Raw genomic sequence first — 24,393 nt, forward strand, 5'->3', positions numbered from 1 at the left:
GCTGCGAGAGGCTGTGCCGTTGGCCGTCACTTCCCGGTGGAGGTCTCCACCACCATATCCAGCACATAGGCCAGCGCCGACGCATCGGCCGGCGGATTGTCGATCTTGAAGCGCTTCACCCGCAGCACGTTGTGCGTGCCCGCTTCATGCTCGTACCCCTGGATCGTGTCGTAGAAGTTCGTGTACTCGCCCGGCTCGCCCTGCCTGATGCCGTTCTCGTCGAACCTGACCTCACGCACCTGCAGGCACTGCTTGTCCTTGATCAGCGGATGCGGGCACAGCTTCGTCTGCGGCGCCACTTCCAGGAACACGATCTCGCCCGGGCCGCCGTAACGGGTTTCGGCGGTCGGCTCGGGCGCAAACACCAGCACGTCGCCGGCACCTGTCCTCAGGGTCAGCTGGCCGCCGTCGGAAAGCTCGGTCTTCAGCTCGCCCTGCAGACGGCTGCCGACAGCCTTGTCGAGCGCCATCATCGCCGGCTCGGCGCAGGCCATTTCAGTGGAGACCATTGGGCCCACCGTCAGTGTGCCGGTACCGACGGTATAGCTGCCGCCCATGCGGTTGCAGGCGTTGTCCACCGACACCCGACCATCGGCAAACAACAGGGTCACCGGCTTGTCGCTGCGCGCGAACAGCGCATCGATGCGCTTGCCGTCGGCACCGGTGGCGTCCTGCAGCAACCAGTGCTGGCCCTGCAGATGCTGCGCATCCAGCTGTGCAGCGGCACGCTGGCTGGCTGCGGCTGCCGCGCCCGGGGCGAGGTCGTCAGTGGCGCCGACCGGGGCCGGATGGTCGCTGCAGGCAGCCAGCAGGGCCAGCGGCAGGATCAGGCTGAGGGTGCGTTTCATGGCGGTCTCCTTGATTAGTCCTGGTGTACAAACGCACGGCATGTGCGAACGGGGTCTGCGCTGGCCTGCAGGATTCAGATGCCAGCTGGCAGGAACAGCAGCAGGGCCGCGCCGAGCAGGATGCGGTACACCGCAAACGGCGTGTAACGGTGCGACTTGATGTAGCCCAGCAACCACTTCACTACGACAAAGCCGGTGATCACCGCGGCAACGAAGGCCACGCCGACCTCGCCCCAGTTCTCGCTGGCCAGCTTGCCCTCCTTGGCCAGCTCGAGGAAGGCGTAGGCGCTGGCGGCGAACATGGTGGGAATGCCGACCAGGAACACGAACTCGGTGGCCGCAGCGCGACGGCTCAGGCCCAGCACCATCGCCAGGAAGATCGCCGAGGCCGAGCGCGAGGTACCGGGAAACACGCCGGCCACCACCTGCGCCAGACCCACGCCGATGGCCACCGTCCAGGTCACTTGGGCACGGTCGGGCAGACGCGCGGCGTACAGCTCGACCAGCAGCATCCAGATGCCGCCGATGATCAGCGCCCATGCCACCGGCGTGACGGTCTCCGGCAGCTCCCAGCCGGCCAGACGGACCGGCAGGCCGACCACGGCGGTGACCAGGAAGGCCGCGCCCAGCTTCATGACGTAATCGCGGTTGGCGCGGTCGTGCAGGCCGGTGGCCAGTTGCCACAGGCGCTGGCGGAACACCAGGGTGATGGCCAGGATCGCGCCGGCCTGGATGATGATGTTGAAGAAGTCCGAGCGGGCGCCCAGCCAGTGCTGGGCAATCAACAGGTGACCGGTGCTGGAGATCGGCAGAAACTCGGTGATGCCTTCAAGGATGCCCAGCAGCAGGGCGGAAAACAGATCGGACATGGGGCGGGCAGGGGAAGTCGGTAAAGGCGGTCAGGATAGACCATCGGGCCGCGCACCAATCGAGTGCGCCGGGATGCGTGCGCACCATCGTGGTGCGCGTCGTCATGCACCATTCACGTGCACGCTTCGGTAAATCAGGCACTTGGCAGCGTACAGAAGTTGGCACGGCGCTTGCTGTAGTACAGGCAGACACACCTAATCCCACCCGAGGTCGTACCGATGTCCGTGGAAAACGTTGAGAAGCTGATCAAGGACAACCAGATCGAGTTCGTCGATCTGCGTTTTGTCGACATGCGTGGCGTCGAGCAGCATGTGACCTTCCCGGTCAGCATCGTCGATGCGTCGCTGTTCGAAGAGGGCAAGATGTTCGATGGCAGCTCCATCGCCGGCTGGAAGGGCATCAACGAATCGGACATGGTGCTGATGCCGGACCCGGCCAGCGCCTACATCGACCCGTTCTACGCTGACCCGACCATCGTGATCAGCTGCGACATTCTCGACCCGGCGACCATGCAGCCCTACGGCCGCTGCCCGCGCGGCATCGCCAAGCGCGCCGAAGCCTACCTGAAGGCCTCCGGCATCGCCGAAACCGCCTTCTTCGGCCCGGAGCCGGAGTTCTTCATCTTCGACTCGGTGCGCTTTGCCAACGAGATGGGCAACACCTTCTTCAAGGTCGGTTCGGAGGAAGCGGCCTGGAACAGCGGTGCCAAGCTCGACGGCACCAACAGCGGCTACCGTCCGGGCGTGAAGGGTGGTTACTTCCCCGTCCCGCCGACCGACTCGCTGCACGATCTGCGCGCCGAGATGTGCAAGACGCTGGAACAGGTCGGCATCGAGGTCGAAGTGCAGCACCACGAGGTGGCCACCGCCGGCCAGTGCGAAATCGGTACCAAGTTCAGCACCCTGGTGCAGAAGGCCGACGAACTGCTGCGGATGAAGTACGTCATCAAGAACGTGGCGCACCGCAACGGCAAGACCGCCACCTTCATGCCCAAGCCGATCGTCGGTGACAACGGCAGCGGCATGCACGTGCACCAGTCGCTGTCCAAGGGCGGCACCAACCTGTTCTCCGGCGACGGCTACGGCGGCCTGAGCCAGCTGGCCCTGTGGTACATCGGCGGCATCTTCAAGCACGCCAAGGCCATCAACGCATTCGCCAACGCCGGCACCAACAGCTACAAGCGCCTGGTGCCGGGCTTCGAAGCGCCGGTGATGCTGGCCTACTCGGCCCGCAACCGTTCGGCCTCGTGCCGCATTCCGTGGGTCTCCAACCCGAAGGCGCGCCGCATTGAAATGCGCTTCCCCGATCCGATCCAGTCCGGCTACCTGACCTTCACCGTGCTGATGATGGCCGGCCTGGACGGCATCAAGAACCAGATCGACCCGGGCGCGCCGAGCGACAAGGACCTGTACGACCTGCCGCCGGAAGAAGAGAAGCTGATCCCGCAGGTCTGCTCGTCGCTGGACCAGGCGCTGGAAGCCCTGGACAAGGATCGCGAGTTCCTCAAGGCCGGTGGCGTGATGACCGACGACTTCATCGACGGCTACATCGCGCTGAAGATGCAGGAAGTCACCAAATTCCGCGCGGCCACGCACCCGCTGGAATACCAGCTGTACTACGCCAACTGAGCACGCGCGGCGGTGACGAAGGACCTCCCTCCCACCTTCGTCACCGCCGCTTCTTTGCGGGCTGGGGAGCCCACAACGAAGCAGGCCTGCCAGGTTGTTGAACGTGTTGTACCCCCAGGGGCAAGAGAGACCGGGTACGCGACATGGGCCGCCCTCCCTCCCGCGTCGGCCGTGCAAGGAGAGAGGCACGGCCGTCCCGGCCCAGTCGCCAACCGGCGCAGCAACAGCCAGGGCCATCGCACGATGGCCGCTGGTTGCCTGACGCCACGTCGCTGCCGCGTCGTGGACCCATCCACCATCGGGATATGCGCATGAAACTGATCTCCGCCATCATCCGGCCGTTCAAGCTCGACGAGGTCCGCGAGGCCCTTTCCGATGCAGGCGTGTCGGGCATCACCGTGACCGAAGTCAAAGGCTTCGGCCGCCAGAAGGGCCATACCGAGCTGTACCGCGGCGCCGAATATGTGGTCGATTTCCTGCCCAAGATCAAGATCGAGACCGTGGTGACCGACGAGCGTCTGGACGCGGTCGTCGAAGCGATCCAGGGTGCCGCCGGCACCGGCAAGATCGGCGACGGCAAGATCTTCGTCACGCCCGTCGAACAGGTCATCCGCATCCGCACCGGCGAAATCGGCGCTGACGCGCTGTAACCCCCCTTCCGGAGATCCCAGCATGAAGCGTCGCTTTTTCACCGGGTGGCAAGCCCGGTTCCATACCGTGTGCCTGATGATGCTGCTCAGCGCACTGGCCGTCGGTGCGTTCTCTGGTCAGGCGCACGCCCAGGCGCAGACCAATCCACTGCCGACCGAGCAGGTGCAGGTTGAGCCGCTGGCTGCCGAGGCGCCTCCCGCACCCGCTGCCGCAGTGGCCGAGGCCGCTGCCAGCTTCGACCGCGGCGATGTGGCCTGGATGCTGACCTCCACGCTGCTGGTGCTGCTGATGGTGGTGCCCGGCGTGGCGCTTTTCTACGGCGGCCTGGTGCGTTCGAAGAACGTGCTGTCGGTGCTGAGCCAGGTGCTGGTGGTGTTCTCGCTGGTCGTCGTGCTGTGGGCGGCCTACGGCTACAGCGCGGTGTTCAGTGCCGGCAATCCCTTCTTTGGCTCGTTCACCGAGCATGCCTTCCTCAAGGGCTTCAGCGCAGAGTCGGTGGGCAACACGCCGATCGCTGGTCTGCCGGACTACCTGTTCGTCGCGTTCCAGTCGACATTCGCCGGCATCACCACGGCGCTGATCGTCGGTGCCTTCGCCGAGCGGATCAAGTTCCGCGCGGTGCTGCTGTTCTCCGCGCTGTGGTTCACCCTGAGCTACATCCCGATGGCGCACATCGTCTGGGGCGGCGGCTACCTCGGTGAAATGGGCGCGATCGATTTTGCCGGTGGCACCGTGGTGCACATCAACGCCGGTGTGGCGGGGCTGGTCGGCGCGTACTTCGTCGGCAAGCGGCTGGGCTACGGCCATGTGGCGCTGAAGCCGCACAGCGTGCCCTACACCTACATCGGGGCGATGCTGCTGTGGGTGGGCTGGTTCGGCTTCAATGCCGGTTCGGCCGCCGCCGCCGACACGGTCGCCTCGCTGGCCTTCATCAATACCCTGCTGGCAACCGCCGCCGCCGTGCTGGGCTGGACGCTGGTGGAGGCCATCACCAAGGGCAAGCCCTCCGCATTGGGCGCCGCCTCGGGCGCCGTAGCCGGCCTGGTGGGCATCACGCCAGCCTGCGGCACGGTGGGTCCGCTGGGCGCCATCGTCATTGGTCTGGTCGCCGCCGTTGCCTGCGTCTGGGGCGTGACCGGTCTCAAGCGCCTGCTCAAGGTGGACGACACCGCCGATGTCTTCGGTGTGCACGGGGTGGGCGGCATTGTCGGTGCGCTGCTCACCGGTGTGTTCAGCGCGCAGTCGCTGGGTGGCACCAAGGCGGATCTGGATATCGGCCACCAGGTGTGGGTGCAGTTCGTCAGCGTGGCCTTCACCATGATCTGGTGCGCGGTGGTGACTGCCGTGCTGCTGCTGTTCGTGCGCATGGTCGTCGGCCTCCGGGTGAACGAAGAAGCCGAGCAGACCGGTCTGGATGTCACCTCGCACGGTGAATCGGCCTACGAGGCCTGAGCCGGCACCACGTATTTCGGGGGAAGTACCTTGTAGTTTCTGTGGACGTATCTGGATGACGTCACCGCCGGCGACCCTCGGGTCGCCGGTCTTTTTTTGGGGCGGTGTGAGCTCTTCGATCACCGCTCACTGCGACGCGCTGAATCGCCGTCACATTCCAGCCGATGCCTGCCAGCGGACGTGAGCCCGCCCGGCTGCGCTGTGTGACCGTTTCCAGCCGCGCAGCCGAGGGCGTTCATCAGCGCGCATCGGTCAACGCGAGCGTCACACTTTCACCACGCCTTCATCCGACCGACGGTCGTCAAGGACCCTGTAAGCGGCGCGGCGATTGCCTTAAAGTTCCTGCTCCGCCAGCCGCTACTCCGTCGGCTGGTTCCGGATTCATGCCAAGGAACCGCATCGCCGTGCAACAGGGACGTACCGTAGGCAGCCGTCGGCTGCAGTGGCGCTTGACCGTGGGTGTCGCACTGGCGCTGGCCAGCGTGCAGGCCCACGCGCAGGTCGTGGGCGCCGACCAGGAACTGCTGCGCCAGCAGGAACGCGAGCGCGTGCTGCGCGAGCAGCAGGAAGCCACGCCCGATGTCCGCCTGCAGGCCACGCCGCCCGAGGCGGTCGGGCGACTGCCCGCCGACGAGTCGCCCTGCTTCCCCATCCAGCACATTGCGCTGGCCGGCGATCGCGCCGACCACTTCCGCTGGGCACTGGCGGCCGCAGACCCGTCCGATGACCCGGCTACCGGCCGCTGCCTGGGTACGGCCGGCGTGGATATCGTGATGAAGCGCGTGCAGAACGCGATCATCGCGCGCGGCTACGTCACCACGCGCATCCTTGCCGCACCGCAGGATCTCAAGACCGGCACGCTCACCCTCACGGTGGTGCCCGGTCGCGTCCACGCCGTGCGCTTTGCCGGCGACGCGGATCGTCATCCGGCGCTGCGCAACGTGATGCCGGCACGGCCGGGCGACCTGCTCAACCTGCGCGACATCGAACAGGCGCTCGAAAACCTGCAGCGTGTGCCCACGGCGATGGTCGACATCCAGATCGCACCGCCGCAGGACGGCACGGACGCGCAGCCCGGCGAGAGCGATCTGCTGATCAGCTGGCAGCAGCCGCGCCGCGTGCGCGTCAGCGCGACGCTCGACGATGCTGGCAGCGAATCCACCGGCAAGCTGCAGGCCGGTGCCACGGTGTCGCTGGACAACCTGGCCGGCATCAGCGACCTGTTCTACTTCAATGCAGGCACGTCGGTCTTCAATGGCAGTGACCGCGGCACCGACAGCTGGTCGGCGCACTACAGTGTGCCGTTCGGCTGGTGGCTGCTGGGTGCCAATGCCAGCGAGTACGACTACCGCCAGACCGTTGCGGGCGCATTTGAAACCTACGAGTACAGCGGTTCGAGCCGTAACGCCGAGCTGCGCCTGACGCGCATGCTGTTCCGCAACGCGCACGCCAAGACCAGCATGCATGCGCGTGGCTGGTACCGGGAGTCGGACAACTTCATCGACGACACCGAGATCCTGGTCCAGCGTCGGCGCATGGCCGGCTGGGAGCTGGGCATGGCCCACCGGCAGTTCATCGGCAGATCCACCTTCGATGCCAGCGTGGCCTACCGTCGCGGCACCGGTGCCTTCAATGCGCTGATTGCCCCGGAACAGGGCTTTGGCGAGGGTACAGCGCGCGGCCGGGTGATCACCGCCGACGCACAGCTGAGCGTGCCGATGCAGTGGGGGCGGCAGGCCGTGCGCTACACCGGCAGCTGGCGCGCGCAGTGGAACCGGTCGCCGCTGGTGCCGCAGGACCGCTTTTCCATCGGTGGCCGTTACACGGTGCGCGGCTTCGACGGTGAGATGTCGCTGACCGGCGAACGTGGCTGGCTGCTGCGCAACGAGCTGGCCCTGGCCATGGGCGGCGGTGTGGAGAGCTACCTCGGCGTGGACCATGGTCGGGTCGGCGGGCCCTCGACGGCCTGGCTGCTGGGCGATCGCCTGACCGGCATGGTGCTGGGCGTGCGCGGCGCGTCGCGCCATGTGCAGTGGGATGCCTTCGTCGGCAGCCCGCTGGACAAGCCGCGTGGCATGCAGACCGCCTACACCACGTTCGGAATGAACCTGGGCGTTTCGTTCTGAGGTAACTGCTGCAGAGCCGGCGGGATGTTCCCGCTGGTGGCAAGGAGCACCGCGCCGTTCGTGCGCGGCACCATCATGCTGGAGTGAAGGGAAGCATCGCCGTGAATCGAGTCTACCGTCTGGTTTTCAACCGTACGCTGGGTGTCATGCAGGTGGCATCGGAACTGGTGACCTCACCACGTGGCGGCATCGATGAGCGCGGTGGGCACAGCATGGCCACGCTGCGGCCGATCAGTTTCGCGCTGTGGCTGATGCTGGGCTGGGTCGGCATGGCGCAGCCGCTATCGGCGCAGCAGGGGCCGCAGGCCGGCGCCGGGCACATCGTGGCCGACCCCGGCGCACCGGCGCAGCAGCGGCCCACCGTGGTCACCTCGGCCAATGGCACCCCGCAGGTCAACATCACCACGCCCAGCGCGGCAGGCGTCTCGCGCAACCAGTACCAGCAGTTCGATGTCGGCCCGCAGGGCGTGATCCTCAACAATTCGCGCGGCGATGTGCAGACCCAGCTCGGCGGCTGGGTGCAGGGTAACCCGTGGCTGGCCACCGGTACCGCGCGGGTCATCCTCAACGAGGTCAACGGTAGCAACCCCAGCCAGCTCAACGGCTATGTGGAAGTGGCCGGCACCCGCGCGCAGGTGGTCATCGCCAACCCGGCCGGCATCCAGGTCGATGGCGCCGGTTTCCTCAACGCAAGCCGGGTCACGCTGACCACCGGCGCCCCGATCGTCAACAACGGCGCGCTGGAAGGCTACCGCGTCGAGGGCGGGGCCATCCGCATCGCCGGTGCCGGCCTGGATGCCAGCCGCACCGACTACACCGACATCATCAGCCGCTCGCTCGAGGTCAACGCCGGGGTATGGGCCCAGCAGCTGCAGGCCACGCTGGGCAGCAACGTGGTCAGCGCTGACCACACGGCCGTGCAGAAGCAGCAGCCGGGGACGGCGGCGCCGGCCTTCGCGCTGGATGTCGGTGCGCTGGGCGGCATGTATGCCAACCGTATCTGGTTGGTGGGCAACGAGCACGGGCTGGGCATGCGCAACGCTGGCAGGATCGGCGCGCAGGCCGGCGAGCTGGTCATCACCGCCGATGGCCTGCTGCAGAACAAGGGCGCGGTACACGCCCAGCAGGACACCCGCATCAACGCCACCGGCGGCATCGCCAATGCCGGCACGCTCAGTGCCGAGCGCGAGCTGCGGGTGGACACGGACGCCGGGCTGGACAACAGCGGCGGCACGCTCAATGCGCGGCGGCTGGAGATCAACGCCGCCTCGCTGCGCAACCAGGGCGGGGCCATCGAGCAGGTCGGCGCGCAGGCGCTGCAGCTGCAGGCGCGTGACCTGGGCAACGTGCAGGGGCGCATCGGCACCGTGGCTGCGGGTGGCAGTACGCCCGGTGGTGGTACCGGTGGTGGCGACGGCGGCAGCACCGGTGGTGGCGGTACCGGTGGCACACCGGGAACCGGGGGAGCTCCGGGCAATGGCAGCGGCGGCACGCCGACCGTGCCGACCGCGCCGCTGGCCACCGGCGTGCTGAACATCGCCGGTGCACTGGACAATGGCGGAGGCAGCATCGACGCCACCGGCGTGATGCAGCTTGATGCCCGCAACAGCCTGGACAACAGTGGCGGCACGCTCGGTGTGGACACGTTGCAGGTGCAGGGTGAGGCCCTGCGCAACGTCGGCGGCACGCTGCAGGTACAGGGCGCCGCCAGCGCGCAGGTGCAGCAGCTGGACAACAGCGGCGGCCGGATGACGCTGACGCAGACCTTCGGCCTGCAGGCACAGTCGGTGCTCAACCGTGGCGGCAGCATCGCCCACGGCGGCGTTGCGGCCACCCAATGGTGGGTGGGGACGCTCGACAACAGCGACGGCAGCATCGCCAGCAACGCCAGTGCCCTGGGTCTGCTTGGCACCACGCTGATCAACGCCGGTGGCAGCATCAGCCACGCCGGCAGTGCAGGTCTGCAGATCCAGGCCGGGCAGCTGCTGGGCAGCAAGGGCGCCATCGCCACCGCAGGTGACATCGCATTGCAGCTGGGTCGCGCCGACCATCGGCAGGCCCAGCTGATCGCCAACCAGATCACGTTGGAGGCCGTCGCCTTCGACAACCGCGGTGGCAGCGTGGTGGCCACGGGCCAGCAGGCCAGTCTGCTGCGGGTGCAGGAACATCTCGACAACAGTGAGGGTGGCACGCTGGCCAGCAATGGCGATCTGCTGATCCGCACCGCGCTGCTCGGCAATGCACAGGGCACCGTGCAGCAGGCCGGCGTCGGTACCCTGCACATCGAAGCGGATGACCTGCAGGGGCAGGGCGGCACGCTGCTCAGCAATGGAAGCCTGCTGCTGCGAGGTGACAGCACCCAGCTGGCGGGCGGCACGACCGCGGCGCAGCGCATCGATATCGACACCGGCGACCTGGTGACCGCCGGCGGCACACTGACCTCGGCCAGCACCGATGTGCTGCGCCTGCAGGTGGCGCGCACGCTCGACAACAGCGGCGGCAGTATCGGCAGCAACGGTGCGCTGTCGCTGGACAGCAGCATGCTGGTCAACAACGGAGGCAAGCTGATCGCAGCGGGCAGCGACGGCAGCGCGGTCCGCGCCGGTACACAGCTGCAGAACCAGCAGGGCATGCTGTCCAGCAACGGCGACCTGGTCATCGAGACCGCCGCGCTGGACAACCGGAGCGGCGCCATCGATCACGCCGGCACGGGTGCCCTGCAGATCAGCGCCACAACCGTGGACGGGGCAAAGGGCAGTATCGCCAGCAACGGCGCGCTGCAGCTGCATGCGCAGACGCTGGCGCTGCAGGAGGCGGCCACGCGGGCGCAGCAGGTGAACATCCGTGCCGACCAGCTGGACAACAGCGGCGGCAGCCTGCTCTCGCTTTCCGCGCAGGCCATGCAGCTGCAGGTGGGCGGGCTGCTGCGCAACGACCAGGGAACCATCACCGCCAACGGCGCACAGCAGATCAGCGCCGGTACGCTGTCCAACCGCGGTGGTGCGCTCAATGCAGCCGGCACCGGCAACAGTGCCGTGCAGGTCAGTGGCAGCTTCGACAACAGTGGCGGTACGCTGGCCAGCAATGCAGCGGCGCTGCAGGTGCAGGCCGGAGCGCTGCTCAACCGCGACGGTACGCTCAGCCACGCCGGCGATGCCGCGCTGCGCATCGAAACCGGCGCGCTGGACGGGCAGAACGGCCGCATCAGCACAGCAGGCCTGCTGGAGCTGCGCGCGGACGAAATCGACCACCGTCAGGCGACGCTCGCTGCCACGCAGCTGCAGCTGCAGGCGAAGGCAGTGGACAACCGTGGCGGCAGCATCGTAGCCACCGGCACCGGGTCCAACAGGGTGACGGTGGACCATGCGTTCAACAATGGCGACGGTGGCGTACTGGCCAGTAATGGCGATCTCTCGGTGCGCGCGCGTACCCTGGACAACACCGGGGGTACCGTGCAGCAGGCCGGCAGCGGCACGCTGGCGATCGAGGTGACCACGCTGGCGGGGCAGGATGGCACCCTGCTGAGCAACGGCGCGCTGCAGCTGGAAGGCCAGGACATCGACCTGGGCGGCGGCACCATCTCGGCCCGACAGGTGCGGATCGACAGCGAACGCCTCAGTACGGCGGGGGGCGCACTCAGCGCCGTGGGCGAAGGCAGCCTGCAGCTCATCGCCCGTTCGCACCTGGACAACACCGGCGGCAGCATCGCCGGCAACGGCGCAGTGGACATCGCGGCCGGGCGCATCTTCAACGACCACGGCAAGCTGATTGCCGCCGGTGAGCAGGCCTCGCGCATCCGTGCGCAGCAGCTGGACAACCGCAGCGGTACGGTCTCCGGCAACGGGGACCTGCATATCGACACCCGCACGCTCAACGGCGAAGGCGGCACGCTCGCCGCCAGCGAGGCGCTGCTGCTGACCGCTGACAACGTGGACCTGCGCGACGGGGCAACCGGCGCCCGCCAGATCACGGTCGCGGCGGGCAGCCTGGACAACAGCGGCGGCGTGCTCAGTGCCACCGGCGCGCAGGCGCTGCAGCTGCACGTGCGCGAGGCGTTGCGCAACGACGGCGGCACGCTGGCGGCCAACGGGGCGCAGCACATCGAGGCAGGCGCCTTCTCCAACCGCGATGGCACGGTAAGCGCGGCCGGTACGGCGGCAAGCCATATCCGGGTGGATGGTGAGCTGGACAACAGCGCGGGCCTGATCGCCAGCAACGGCGCGACGCTGGAGATAGGCAGCGGCAGCCTGCGCAATGTGGCAGGCACACTCAATCACGCCGGCACACAGGGCTTGAGCTTGAAGACCGGCGCGCTGGATGGCCGCGACGGGGTCATTGTCACCGCCGGCGCGCTGACCCTGCAGGCGGGCGAGGTCGACCATCGTGGCGGTACCGTGCAGGCGGTGCAGCTTGCCGTGGACGCGGCCGGGTTCGACAATCGCGGCGGCCAGCTGGTTGCGACCGGCAGCGGAGCCAACCGCATCACCGTGGCGCAGGCGCTGGACAATGGTGACGATGGCCTGATCGCCAGCAATGGCGACCTGCAGATAAGCGCGGAGCGCCTCGGCAATGCGGCTGGCAGCATCCAGCAGGCAGGCAGTGGCGCGCTGGTGATCGACGCGCAGACGCTGGCAGGTGCCGCTGGCACCCTGATCAGCAACGGCAGCCTGACGCTGACCGGCGAGACCACCGACCTGCGTGATGCGGCGACCTCGGCGCAGAAGATCGACATCACCACCGGCACGCTGACCACCGCCGGTGGCACACTGGCCGCGACCGGCACCGACACCTTGACGCTGCAGGTGCGCGGTGCGCTGGACAACACGCGCGGCACCGTAGCCAGCAACGGCGCACTGGCGCTGCAGGCCGGCGCGCTGCGCAATGACGCTGGCACGCTGCAGGCCGCCGGAACCGGTGGCAGCCAGCTGCAGGTGCAGCAGGCACTGAGCAACCGCGACGGCCGCATCCTGACCAGCGGAGCGCTTGCCGTGGACGCGGCCAGCCTGAACAACCAGGGCGGCACGCTGCACAGTGCAGCAGACCTGAGGGTGTCGGTCGACGGACTGCTGGACAACAGCGCCGAAGGCCTGCTTGCCAGCGGCGGCGCGCTGCAGCTGCAGGCGCAGACGCTGGACAACCACCGTGGTGGCATCGAACAGGCCGGCGCAGGCGAGCTGCGGATCGAGGTGGACGCGCTCGACGGCGCCAAGGGACGCATCATCAGCAATGGTGCGCTGGCCCTGCAGGGTGAAGCGCTGGACCTGAGCGGTGCGACCACGGCTGCAAAGCAGATCAGCGTGCAGGCCGGCAGCCTGCAGAACGCAGGCGGCACGCTCAGCGCCACCGGCGAGCAGGCCATGCGTCTGGACGTGCGCGATGCGCTCGGCAACGATGGCGGCACCATCGCCGCCAACGGCAGCCAGCAGATCAATGCCGGTGCGCTATCCAACGTGGCCGGTACGTTGAGCTCGGCCGGCAGCGCGGACACCCGCATCGCCATCGCCGGGCAACTCGACAACACGCGCGGCACCCTCGCCAGCAATGGCGCCGATCTCCATCTGCAGGCGGACACGCTGGTCAACCAGGCTGGACGCATCAACCACGCCGGTCAGGGCATGCTGGTCGTGGACAGCGGCGACCTGCACGGGCAGAACGGTGTCATCGCCAGCGCAGGTGCGCTCACCCTGCGCGCGGACCAGGTCGATCATCGGGGTGCGACGCTCAGTGCGGATCAGCTGGACATCGAGGTTGAAGAGCTGGATAACCGCGGCGGCACCGTACTGGCCACCGGCACCGATGCCAACGTCATCACCGTGCGGCAGACGCTGGACAACAGCGACGACGGCACGCTGGCCAGCAATGGGGACCTGCAGCTGCGCGCTGCCACCCTGAACAACATCGACGGCACCGTGCAGCAGGCCGGCACCGGACGCCTGGCCATCGACGCGACGACCTTGAACGGCAAGGGCGGCACGCTGGTCAGCAATGGCGCGCTGGAACTGCGTGGCGCGCGTGCCGATCTGCGTGAGGGTACGACCTCGGCGCAGCGCATCAGCATCCACGCCGATGAGCTGACCACCGCCGGTGGCCAGCTGGTGGCCAGCGGCAACGACGTGCTGGACCTGCAGGTACAGGGGCGACTGGACAACACCGGCGGTACCGTGGCCACCAATGGCACGGTGAAGCTGACCGCGCATGCGCTGATCAACAGCCAGGGCACGCTGCAGGCGGCCGGCAACGGCAGCAACCTGCTGCAGGTGACCCAGACGCTGGACAACCGGGATGGCCGCCTGCTGGCCAGCGGCAATACGCATATCGACGCCGGCTATCTGGTCAACCAGGCCGGCATCCTGCAGGCCGGTGGCGCCCTCACCCTGGACGTGGAGGGAGCGCTGGACAACAGCGCGCAGGGTGCCATCGCCAGCGGCGGCGACGCGCAGATCACGGCGACGACGCTCGACAACCAGTCCGGCAGCATCGAACACGCAGGCGAGGGCACACTGGCCATCGCGGTGAACGAACTGGACGGCGCCAAGGGCCGCATCGTCGGCAATGGCGCGCTCACGCTGGAAGGCGACCGCCTGGACCTGTCCGGCGGCACCACCGGCGCGCGGACCGTCAGCGTCAGCGCCGGCAGTCTGGACAACAGCACGGGCATGCTGAGCGCTACCGGCACCGGGCCGATGGTGCTGCAGGTGCAGGGCACGCTGCGCAATGACGGCGGCACCATCGCTGCCAACGGCGCCCAGCAGGTCACGGCCGGCACGCTGTCCAACATCGACGGCACGCTCAGTTCAGCGGGTACCGGCGTCACCCGCATCGATGTCGACGGTCGCTTCGACAACACCGACGGCGTGGTGGCCAGCAATGGCAGCAGCCTGCACATCGACGCGCGCGAGCTGGTCAACCAGGACGGCACGCTCAGCCATGGCGGCGACGAGCTGCTGGCTCTGCACGCGGACACGCTGGACGGCCACGGCGGCACCATCGCCAGTGCCGGCCAGCTGACGCTCGAGGCGGGCAGCGTGGACCATCGCGGTGCGACGCTCAATGCAGAGCAGTTCACCGTCACTGCCGCCAGCTTCAACAACCAGGGCGGCACGGTACTGGCGACGGGCGGCCAGCCCAGCAGCCTGCAGGTGACCGGCCTGCTGGACAACGGGGCCGGCGGCACGCTGGCCAGCAATGCAGACCTGACGGTACGGGCCGATGTGCTCGGCAATGCCGGCGGTACCGTGCAGCAGGCCGGTGCCGGCACGCTGGACATCACCGCCCGGACGCTCAACGGCCAGGGCGGCAAGCTGCTCAGCAACGGCGCTCTGCAGCTGAGCGGTGAACAGACCGACCTGCGCGACGCCACCACCGCAGCGCGCGCGGTGCGCATTGACACCGGCAATCTGACCACCGCAGGCGGCACGCTCAGCGCCAGCGGGACCGGTGTGCTGTCGCTGCAGGTGAGCGGGGTACTGGACAATACGGCGGGTACGCTGGCCGGCAATGGCACGCTGGACGTGCGTACCGCCCGGCTGATCAACAACCAGGGCACCGTGCAGGCCGCTGGCGCCGGCAGCAACCTGCTGCAGGCAGGTGCGGCGCTGGAGAACCGTGGCGGACGCATCCTCACCACGGGTGATGCGACCCTGAAGGCCGCCAGCCTCGACAACCGCGGTGGTGTGGTCCATGCCGACGGCAGTACTACGCTCACGGTGGAGGTGGACGGACTGCTGGACAACAGCGCGCAGGGCACGCTGTCTTCTGGGGGTGCGGCCGATATCAGCGCGCAGGCGCTGAACAACGAGAGCGGCACGCTGGCGGCGGGTGGCGCATTGCAGCTGGATACCCAGGGGCAGCTGCGCAATGCGGCCGGCCTGATCCAGGCGGGCGGCCTGCTGCAGCTGAGCAGCGCGGGCGCGGACAACCAGGCCGGGCGGATCATCGCCGGCATGCTGGCCCTGGACACGCGCGCTGCCACGCTGGACAACCGCGCCGGCACCATCGCCAGCCTGCTCGGCGCAGCTGACCTGCGTACCGGCCAGCTCGACAACAGTGGCGGCCTGCTGCAGTCGGCGGGCAACCTGCGTATCGACACGGCCGGGCAGGCCCTGCGCAATACCTATTCCAACGGCAACGGCATCAACAGCGCAGGCACGCTGGACATCGTCACCGGCGCACTCGACAACCGCGGCGGCAGCGTCTTCGGCCAAGGCAACATCACGCTCCATGCGGTCACCGTGGACAACGGCGCCGGTGGCAGCCTGAGCGGTGCCAACAACCTGCTGCTGCGCGCGCAGCAGTTGGGCAACGTCGGCGGCGCGATCACCGTCGGAGGCAATGCGGACATCGTACTGCCGGGTTCGCTGGACAACCGCGGCGGGCTGGTGGCTGCCGGTGGCACGCTGGCCGTACAGGCCGACAGCATCGACAACCGTGACACCCGCACCGCCGCCGGTGGCCCGGCGCGCGGCCTGCAGGGCCAGCATGTGCAGCTGGGCAGCAACCACCTGTACAACCAGAACGGGCAGGTGCTGGGCGATACGGTGAACCTGCAGATCAGCGGTCACCTGGACAACAGCGGCGGCCAGGTCTCGGCATCGAAGACCTCCGATGTGCGTGCCGACAGCATCGCCAATGCTGGTGGTGTACTCGTGGCCGGGACGCACCAGATCGTGCGCACGCGCGAGATCACCGGCGGCGGCCAACTGCTGTCGCAGGGCGACCTGACCCTCGAGCTGGGGCAGAGCCACACCAACACCGGCGAACTGGCGGCCAATGGCACGCTGACCCTGGCCATCCAGGGCAACCTGGACAACCTGGGCAAGCTGCAGGGCGGCGGGGTGAACATCAGCGCAGGCAACATCAAGAACGCGGCCGGCGCCGAGATCAGCAGCGTCGGCCTGACCCGGGTGGTGGCTGCCGGCGAGCTGAACAACCGTGGCCTGCTTGATGGCCAAGTCACCCATGTGGATGCGGGCACGCTGAACAACATCGGAACCGGCCGCATCTACGGCGACCACGTGGCGATCAATGCCGGCGCCCTCAACAATGTCGCCGAGACGGTCGGCGGTGTGCAGCGTTCAGCCACCATCGCTGCGCGCCAGCGCCTGGACCTGGGCGCCGGTACGTTGACCAACAGTGGCAGGAGCCTGATCTTCAGCGACGGGGACGCACGCATCGGCGGTGCCCTCAGTGGGCTGACCGCGGTGGGCAATGCCCAGCGCATCGACAACCTCGGCTCGACCATCGAGATCGCCGGCAACCTGGACATGGCCGCGCTGGCGGTAAACAACCTGCGCGTCAACTACGACCTGCGCGAGAACGTGGTGACCGTACATGCGCCGGTGACGATGAACCAGCCGGCGTGGTTCCAGAACAAGAACAACACCGGCGCGCTGCGGACCACCTCCAACTACCAGCCGTACGAGATCTACTATCTCGACCCCAGCGCCATCCTCGAGGATGGCGATTACATCACCCCGGACGGGCAGAGGATCCGCCGCGCGGTGGTCAAGCTCACTGCCAACACCAGTGCGTACTACTTCGGCCATGGCGGCCTGCACGGTGCGCGCGGTGAACGCGCGCGACTGAACGTGGCCGAGGGCACCTTCACCATCTACTACGTCGGTCGCGCCGACAACCGCAACAACCCCGACCAGCTCGGTGCAGCGGCGGAAGATCCGTTCCGCGACCTGACCAGGCTGGGGCCGGGTGCGCCCGCCTTCAGCTACGAGACCGACAATCTCACCTACAACAGTGCCTACGGCACCTGCACCACCAACTGCGTGCAGCTGATCACCTATCTGGACTACCACGATCCGGACACCACGCTGACCCACATGCATCGTGATGCCAACAACACCGAGGACAACGAGAAGTACCGCATCGCCAGGCGTACCACGGTGGAGGACGTGCTGGTCTCTGCCGGCGACAACGCAGTGATCAACAGCGGTGGCAACATGCGCATCACCACTGACGCATTGACCAACCACCTGGCCAGCATCGGCTCCGGCGGCAACCTGGACATCGTCGGTCTGAACGTGGCCACTGCCACGCTGACCAACACCGCGCGTACCCTTGTGCGCAAGGACACGTACAGCAGCGCTGCCTACAGCTACCGTGGCCGCTACATCGACACCACCACCCGCGAGATCGTGCAGGAAGTGGGTGTCATCGGTTCGGGCATCAATGCCGCCGGCAGGCTGACCATCGACGTCGGCGAGCTGCGCAACGAAAACGTGGGTGCGGGCAGCCCGAACGTGAGTGGCGGCGCGATGGCCGGCAACGTCAACACCAACGGCCCCGGCGCAGGATCGGTCGGGCCGGGTGCAGGGCCAGTGCAGGGGCCCGGACAGACCAGCGGCCAGGGCGCTGATGCGGTGAACGCACAGGGCCCGGGCAGTGTCGGCGCGGCCCAGGGCCCGCAGGGGCAGGCCGTGCAGGGACCGGGCAGCCTGGCTGGCCAGAAGGCAACCGCTGCGCAGATGCAGGCGCCCGAGGGGGCCGGTGCCGCACAGGGCGGCAGCGGCAGCGGCGTGCAGGCACCCGGACAGACGTCAGGTCAGCAGGCCGGCGCAGTACAGACGCAGGGGCCGGTGCAGGCCGGTGCAGCCGGGCAGGGGCCCGGTCCGGCGCAGGCAGTCAACGCAGGCCAGGCCGGCCAGGCCACGGCCAACGGCCCGGCCACGGTGCAGGCCGGGAGTGCGGCCGGCAGCGACGGCAACGCGCTACTCGGCCGACAGCAGGCCGTGGCCGCGTCCGGTGACGACCCGCATCTGGTGGTGACCGCCGCGCCCAACACCACCCCACCCAGTGCCAGCCTCTTCACGGTGGACGCCAACCGCGGCGGCTACCTGGTCGAGACCGATCCGCGCTTTGCCAGCTATCGTGATTGGCTCAGCTCGGATTACCTGCTGCAGCGTGCCGGGTACGAGCCGTCGCAGACACAGAAGCGTCTGGGTGATGGTTTCTACGAGCAGAAGCTGGTGCGTGAGCAGATCGGGCAGCTGACCGGCCGCCGCTTCCTCACCGGCCACGCCAGTGATGAAGACCAGTACCGCGCGCTGCTTGAAGCCGGTGCCACCGTGGCCAGCGAATGGGGCCTGACCCCGGGCGTGGCGCTGAGCGCCGAGCAGATGGCACGGCTGACCAGCGACATCGTGTGGCTGGTGGAGCAGGACGTGACCCTGGCCGATGGCTCGGTCACGCGCGCGCTGGTGCCGCAGGTCTATCTGCGGGTGATGCCGGGTGATCTCGACAACAATGGCGCACTGTTGTCGGGCGCCGATGTGGACATCTCGGTACGTGGCAACCTGGTCAACAGCGGCTCGATCGCGGGCCGCCAGCTGGTCAGCATCGACGCGGGCAACATCCGCAACCTGGCCGGTGCGCAGATCGGCGGCCAGCAGGTGGGGCTGCAGGCGCGCCAGGACATCGAGATCATCGGCAGCACGATCACCGCCACCGATGCGATCGGACTGAAAGCCGGCGGCAACATCACCGTGGCCTCGACCACGCATGAGGGCAGCAATGGTGGCCAACGCGTGGTGCAGCAGACCACCACGCTGGACCGCGTGGCCGGCCTGTACGTGACCCACAATGACGGTGCCGGTGTCCTCAGCGTCAACGCGGGCGGCGATGTGGAACTGCGTGCCGCGCAGTTGAGCAATGCCGGTGCAGAGGGGCTGACGGCAATCGTGGCCGGGGGCACCCTCAACCTCAGCTCGATTGCCGAAAAGAGCAGCACTGCGGTTGACTACGCCAGCGGCGGCACGCTGCGCCAGAGCCAGCTGACCCACATCGGCACCACCATCAGCGGGGCAGGCGATGTGGTGCTCAAAGCAGGCAACGACATCAACCTTGCCGCCGCCACGGTCTCGGCCGCCAACGCGCTGGTCGCGCAGGCCGGGCGCGATATCAACAGCCTCGCCGTGGTGGACACCAGCAGCTACGACAGCAGCACGCGCAGCCGCAACAATGCACGCACGGTCAGCGCCAGCGAGGGCTGGGTGCTGGGCAACCAGCTCAGCGGTGGCGAAGGCGTGGCCCTGCAGGCCGGTCGAGACATTACCCTGCAGGCCTCCACGGTGGACAGCAGTGCTGGCGGCGTGCTGCTTTCGGCAGGGCGTGACGTGGCGCTCACCACCGCGCAGCAGACCCACAACCTGATGGTGGACGAATCCACCCGCAGGAAGAGCACGCTTTCCAGCACGCGTACCACTACCCATGATGAAAGTGCAGCGAGCTATGCCGTGGGCACCATCGTCGGCGGCAAGACAGTGGACATCATCGCTGGCAACAACGTCGGCATCAGCGGCTCCACTGTGCTCGCTGAAAACGACCTGCGCATCGCGGCGGCCAACAACATCACCATCGAGTCGGCACAGGACACCTACAGCGAGGCCAGCAGCTTCAGCCAGAAGAAGTCCGGCATTACCGGCGGCTTTGCCAACGGTGTGGCCTCGGTGGGTTACAGCAGCTCGCGCAACAACAGCCAGAACGCAAGCCAGTCCACCACCCAGGTAGCCTCAGCGGTGGGCTCGCTGGAAGGCAGCGTGCTGATCAACGCGGGCAACCAGCTGACCATCGCCGCCTCGGACGTGGCGGCAGGGCAGAACCTGACGCTGGCCGGCAAGGACATCAAACTGATTGCCCGCCAGGACACCCAGGACGCGCAGAGCAGCGCGTCGAGCAGATCCAGTGGCTTCTCGATGGGTGTGACCTACGACCCGACCAAGGCCTACCGCAGTGCGCGCGACAACACCACCGACGGCATGGCCGACAGTGGCTCGACCATGGGCGAGATCACCCGCACCGCCGAAGGCATGGCCTCGGGTCTGCGGGCGGCGACGACCTCCACGGTGATCACCGCCGGCAGCCAGCGTGCCAACAGCAGCCAGAGCACCGCCACCAGCGATGCGCGGGTCGCCCAGCTGAGCGCCGGCGGCGACCTGACGATGGTTGCCAATGGTGGTTCCATTTACAGCCAGGGTGCGCAGTTGGCCGCCGAGGGCGATGCCCTGCTGCTGGCGACCAAAGACATCGTCTTCGATGTGGCCCACAACACCCAGAGCAGCGAAAGCAGCAGCCGTGCGAAGGGCTGGGGCATGGCCAACAACACCAGCGGCCTGCCGTTTGGTACCAACAACGCGCGCAGCGAAGGCAACGGCAGCAGCGATACCATCACCGGTACCCAGCTTTCAGTGGGTGGTGGGGTGCGCATGGCCACCAGCGAAGGTGACATCGCGCTGACCGCGGCCAACATCGTGGCCGAGAAGGATGTGAACATCCACGCTGCCGGTGACCTGACCATCCGTAGTGGCCAGGATACGGTGAGCAACACCAATACCTCGCGCAGCAAAGCGATCGGCACGGTACAGGTATCCGACACCGAAAAGTTCTCCGGCTGGCACCGGCAGGAGCACGACGATGACAGTGCGCAGGTTTCGCAGGTGGCCAGCAACGTCGGCAGCCTGGGTGGCAACGTCAACCTGAGCGCGGGGGGCACCTACAGCCAGATCGCCAGCAACGTGGTGGCTGGCAACGACATCAACATCACCGCTGCGCAGATCGAGCTGTTGACCGCTGATGAGGTGGGTCACTCCTCGCAGCGCGATGATGATCTGAAGATCGGTGTGTTCGCACGGGTGAAGTCGCCCTTCATCGACCTGATCAACAACGTCGACGCGGCGCGCCAGTCTGATGGCCGCCTGCAGCAGATGCAGGGGATGGCTGCAGCCGCCAACGCATACCAGTCGGCCAGTGCGGTCGCCAATGCGATGGGTGCCGGTGGCAGCGGTGCCCTGTTCAGTGCCGAGGCCGGCATCGGCTTCAAGACGGCCGACAGCAGTGCTGACAGCCGCAGTGTGGTGTCGCAGGGTTCTACGCTGCAGGCAGGCGGCAACCTCAACCTGACCAGCACCAAGGGTGACATCCACGTGGTGCAGGGCAATCTGAGCGCGGGCAATACGCTCAGCCTGGACTCGGCCGGCGACATTCTGCTGGAAGCGGGCAGGGCAGAGCTGGCCGACCGCAGCAGGAGCAGCAACGCCGGCGCCGAAGTGGGCGTGGGCGTTTCGGTGGGCGCGCAGACCGGCGTCTATGTGTATGCCGAAGCGAGTGTTGGCAGCAGCAGGTCCAATGCCGAAAGCACCACCTGGCAGAACACCACGCTCAGTGGCCAGAACATCTCGCTGCGCGCCGAGGGGGATACCACCCTGCGCGGCGCCACGGCCACCGCTGACCGCATCGACGTGAAGACCAGCGGCACGCTGACCATCGAGTCGCTGCAGGACGTAGCCGAGAGCATGGCCAGAAACAGCCAGGTGGGCGGTCGCGTGCAGGTCTCGTTCGGCACCGCGTGGAATGCCGATGGGTACGCAAGCGCCGGCAAGAGCAACGGAAGCTACCAGGGCGTAGGCCAGCAGAGCGGGCTGTTCGCCGGTGACGGCGGGTATCACGTGGACGCCGGACACGTGAAGCTGGTGGGTGGTGCCATTGCCAGCACCAACGCCAGCAACAGCGAACTGAGCGCGCAGACGCTGAGCTTCAGCGACCTGCAGAACCAGATGCAGCACAGCACAAGCTCGGGCAGCATCAGCGGCGGCTACGGCGGAGGCGCCAGCAACTGGGCACCAACGACCGAGGGTGCCACGCCGAACTTCGGCGGCGGTGTGCCGATGAACCAGAAGGGCGGCGACAGCAGCACCACCTATGCCACCCTGACCGAGGGCACCATCGTCATCGGCGGCAAGCAGGTGAGCGCCGCCGAGCTGGGCGTGAATACCGACGCTGCCGCCGCCCATCGCGCGCTTGATGCGATGCCCAACGCAGAGCTGCAGCTTGCCAACCAGCAGGCCATGGCCAATGCCATGGGCACGGTGATGGCCACCAGCAAGCAGATTGCCGGTGATATCGGCAACCAGGCCATGCGGGATCTGGAGAACAGCTACCTGGCCAAACTGAGCGAAGGAGAGCGGGAGCGGTTCAAGGCACTGGATGCGCAAGACCGGGATCTGGAACTGAGGACGCAGCTTCCCAACGGCTATCGCTTTGCTGTTGAGCAGCAGGAGAAATGGGGCATTGGTAGCAACAATGGCCGCGCGTTGGAAGCAGTGACGACGCTGCTGGTGGGGGTGGTGGCCGGTCAGGGAGGGACCCAGGTCGCGGCCAACACGTTGGCGCCCTATGCGGCCAACCTGATTGGTGACAAGTTCGACACCAAGCACGGCAGTGATCCCAATGTGGCGGCCCAGCTGCTTTCGCACGCACTGCTGGGCGCCCTGCTTGCCGAGATCAACGGCGGCAATGCGGCGGGCGGAGCGGCCGCGGCCGCAGGCGGTGAACTCGCAGCGCAGATGCTGACCCAGGCGCTGTATCCCGATCACGAAGGCGAGCTGAGCGGCGCTCAGAAGCAGACAATTCTCGCGCTTTCACAGGTGGTGGGGGCCATTGCAGCAGGCGTCGGCAAGGGCGTGGGCGAGGCGGCGTTGGGCTCGGATCTTGCAGGCAATGCAGTGGAGAACAACTGGCTGTCGAAGCAGGAAGTTGCCGCGGCCGATGAGGCGATGAAGGCATGTGATGCCAAAGGTGATGCCGCAGCCGCTTGCCGAAAGCAGATCGTGGACGCGATGAACGAGCTTGATCGTACGCGTGATCGCGCTCTGTTCGATGGCGAACGGCGCATCAACCAGGAACGCTTGGAGAAGCTCCGCGACATCAGCGCGCTGTGCGGCAGGGACGCGGCATGCCACCAGCTCGAGAATGCCTTCCTCGACAACTGGTACCGCGACCAGCGTGCCGTGCTCGCTGCGGATCTTCGCAACGTCCCCCGCGATCAGCTTGTACTGGGCGGCTATTATCCCAATGGCAAGGCATCCGCCTTCCTGGACGGGTTCATGGAAAGAGCGAAGGGTACGCCGGATCGCGCGGTAGCCGCCTACGACTACCTGGCCGAGAGGAAGCTGGGAATCTTCGGTGATCTCTATGATGGAACGGTCAACGCGATCAAGGGCGCGGGTGAATGGTTCACCCGTGACATTCCCGCCCAGGCAATCGAACAGAAAATCGATTATCTGGCGACCTCGGGTGTCGAGAATCTAGGTGGGATGACCTTTGACGGCGCGCTGGGCACCCTTACGGGGTATCTCGGCGGCCAAGCCGTTCAGCTGGTTGCCGGAAAGTGGCTACCCCTGACCGGCAAGGCCTTGGATGACTTCATTGACAGGACCGCGACCGACAGTCTGCTGCGTAGCGGTGGGCTACATCGGCCTGACGGAACACCGATCCTGGATCTGAGATCACTGAGCACCGACCAGAAACGCATGGTCGGCGAGATGTTTGGCGAGAGGGGCGTCAAGGCAATCATTCCGGAGGGCCAGAAGCTGGCACGCGTGCAGGGGGCCGGCACCAATGGAATCGACGATCTGTATCGAGTGAGCAGGCCGGATGTTGACTACGTCATCATCGAGTACAAGTACGGCTCGTCGAAGTTGGGCGATACGCTCGACGGTCGTCAGATGAGCGATTCGTGGCTTACGGGCCAAAGAACCGGCTTTGATAGGATACAGGACGCTGTGGGTGACCCGCGGGCAGCTGCTGACATCCAGCGCGCGCTCGCGAGCAACAGAGTTGAACGCTGGGTGGTCCACACCGATCCTCAAGGTGGCGTTTCCGTCGGGCTGCTCAACGCGTCCGGCCGGTTCATTCCCCGCCCTGACATGGCCTCGAAAATCCTTGGTAAGTAAGCGTGTCACTGGCAGGAACCGGAACATGAAAACTGATCCCATCGGTGAAGCGGCATCCATGCTGGCGTCGGAGACAAGT

At 67.2% G+C, this 24,393-nt stretch carries 7 protein-coding genes; 5 read left to right on the forward strand and 2 right to left on the reverse strand.

Annotated features, from left to right (window positions below):
• Positions 1–26: 26 nt before the first annotated feature.
• Both RZA67_RS00910 and RZA67_RS00915 read right to left on the reverse strand, forming a co-directional pair.
• Positions 27–848: an META and DUF4377 domain-containing protein gene (locus tag RZA67_RS00910; protein ID WP_317210643.1), complete on the reverse strand. Its 822-nt coding sequence runs from the start codon at positions 846–848 to the stop codon at positions 27–29.
• A 74-nt stretch (positions 849–922) separates the two neighbouring features.
• Positions 923–1,717 carry an undecaprenyl-diphosphate phosphatase gene (locus tag RZA67_RS00915; protein ID WP_317210644.1) on the reverse strand — a complete coding sequence of 265 codons (795 nt, stop codon included), beginning with the start codon at positions 1,715–1,717 and terminating at the stop codon, positions 923–925.
• Positions 1,718–1,936: 219 nt separating this feature from the next.
• Between RZA67_RS00915 and glnA the strand changes: the two genes are divergently transcribed.
• The 5 genes from glnA to RZA67_RS00940 all read left to right on the forward strand — a co-directional run bounded on the left by glnA (position 1,937) and on the right by RZA67_RS00940 (position 24,314).
• Positions 1,937–3,346 carry a type I glutamate--ammonia ligase gene (glnA, locus tag RZA67_RS00920; RefSeq protein WP_317210645.1) on the forward strand — a complete coding sequence of 470 codons (1,410 nt, stop codon included), beginning with the start codon at positions 1,937–1,939 and terminating at the stop codon, positions 3,344–3,346.
• 311 nt (positions 3,347–3,657) lie between these two features.
• Positions 3,658–3,996, forward strand: coding sequence for a P-II family nitrogen regulator (locus RZA67_RS00925; protein ID WP_317210646.1), 339 nt, complete (start codon positions 3,658–3,660; stop codon positions 3,994–3,996).
• A 22-nt stretch (positions 3,997–4,018) separates the two neighbouring features.
• The gene (gene amt, locus RZA67_RS00930; protein WP_317210647.1) at positions 4,019–5,449 is read left to right on the forward strand and encodes an ammonium transporter; all 1,431 of its coding nucleotides are present in this window, start codon (positions 4,019–4,021) and stop codon (positions 5,447–5,449) included.
• 383 nt (positions 5,450–5,832) lie between these two features.
• Positions 5,833–7,575, forward strand: a complete 1,743-nt coding sequence (locus RZA67_RS00935) for a ShlB/FhaC/HecB family hemolysin secretion/activation protein (RefSeq protein WP_317210648.1) — start codon at positions 5,833–5,835, stop codon at positions 7,573–7,575.
• Positions 7,576–7,676: 101 nt separating this feature from the next.
• Positions 7,677–24,314, forward strand: a complete 16,638-nt coding sequence (locus RZA67_RS00940; protein WP_317210649.1) for a hemagglutinin repeat-containing protein — start codon at positions 7,677–7,679, stop codon at positions 24,312–24,314.
• The last annotated feature ends 79 nt before the right edge of the window (positions 24,315–24,393 follow it).

Source organism: Stenotrophomonas sp. C3(2023), assembly GCF_032911385.1.
Classification (GTDB): domain Bacteria; phylum Pseudomonadota; class Gammaproteobacteria; order Xanthomonadales; family Xanthomonadaceae; genus Stenotrophomonas.

Bases quoted from the DNA above. Each gene is read 5' to 3' on its own strand.
- glnA (WP_317210645.1), top strand. From the start codon at position 1,937: ATGTCCGTGGAAAACGTTGAGAAGCTGATCAAGGACAACCAGATCGAG.
- amt (WP_317210647.1), top strand. From the start codon at position 4,019: ATGAAGCGTCGCTTTTTCACCGGGTGGCAAGCCCGGTTCCATACCGTG.
- RZA67_RS00910 (WP_317210643.1), bottom strand. From the start codon at position 848: ATGAAACGCACCCTCAGCCTGATCCTGCCGCTGGCCCTGCTGGCTGCC.
- RZA67_RS00935 (WP_317210648.1), top strand. From the start codon at position 5,833: ATGCCAAGGAACCGCATCGCCGTGCAACAGGGACGTACCGTAGGCAGC.
- RZA67_RS00915 (WP_317210644.1), bottom strand. From the start codon at position 1,717: ATGTCCGATCTGTTTTCCGCCCTGCTGCTGGGCATCCTTGAAGGCATC.
- RZA67_RS00925 (WP_317210646.1), top strand. From the start codon at position 3,658: ATGAAACTGATCTCCGCCATCATCCGGCCGTTCAAGCTCGACGAGGTC.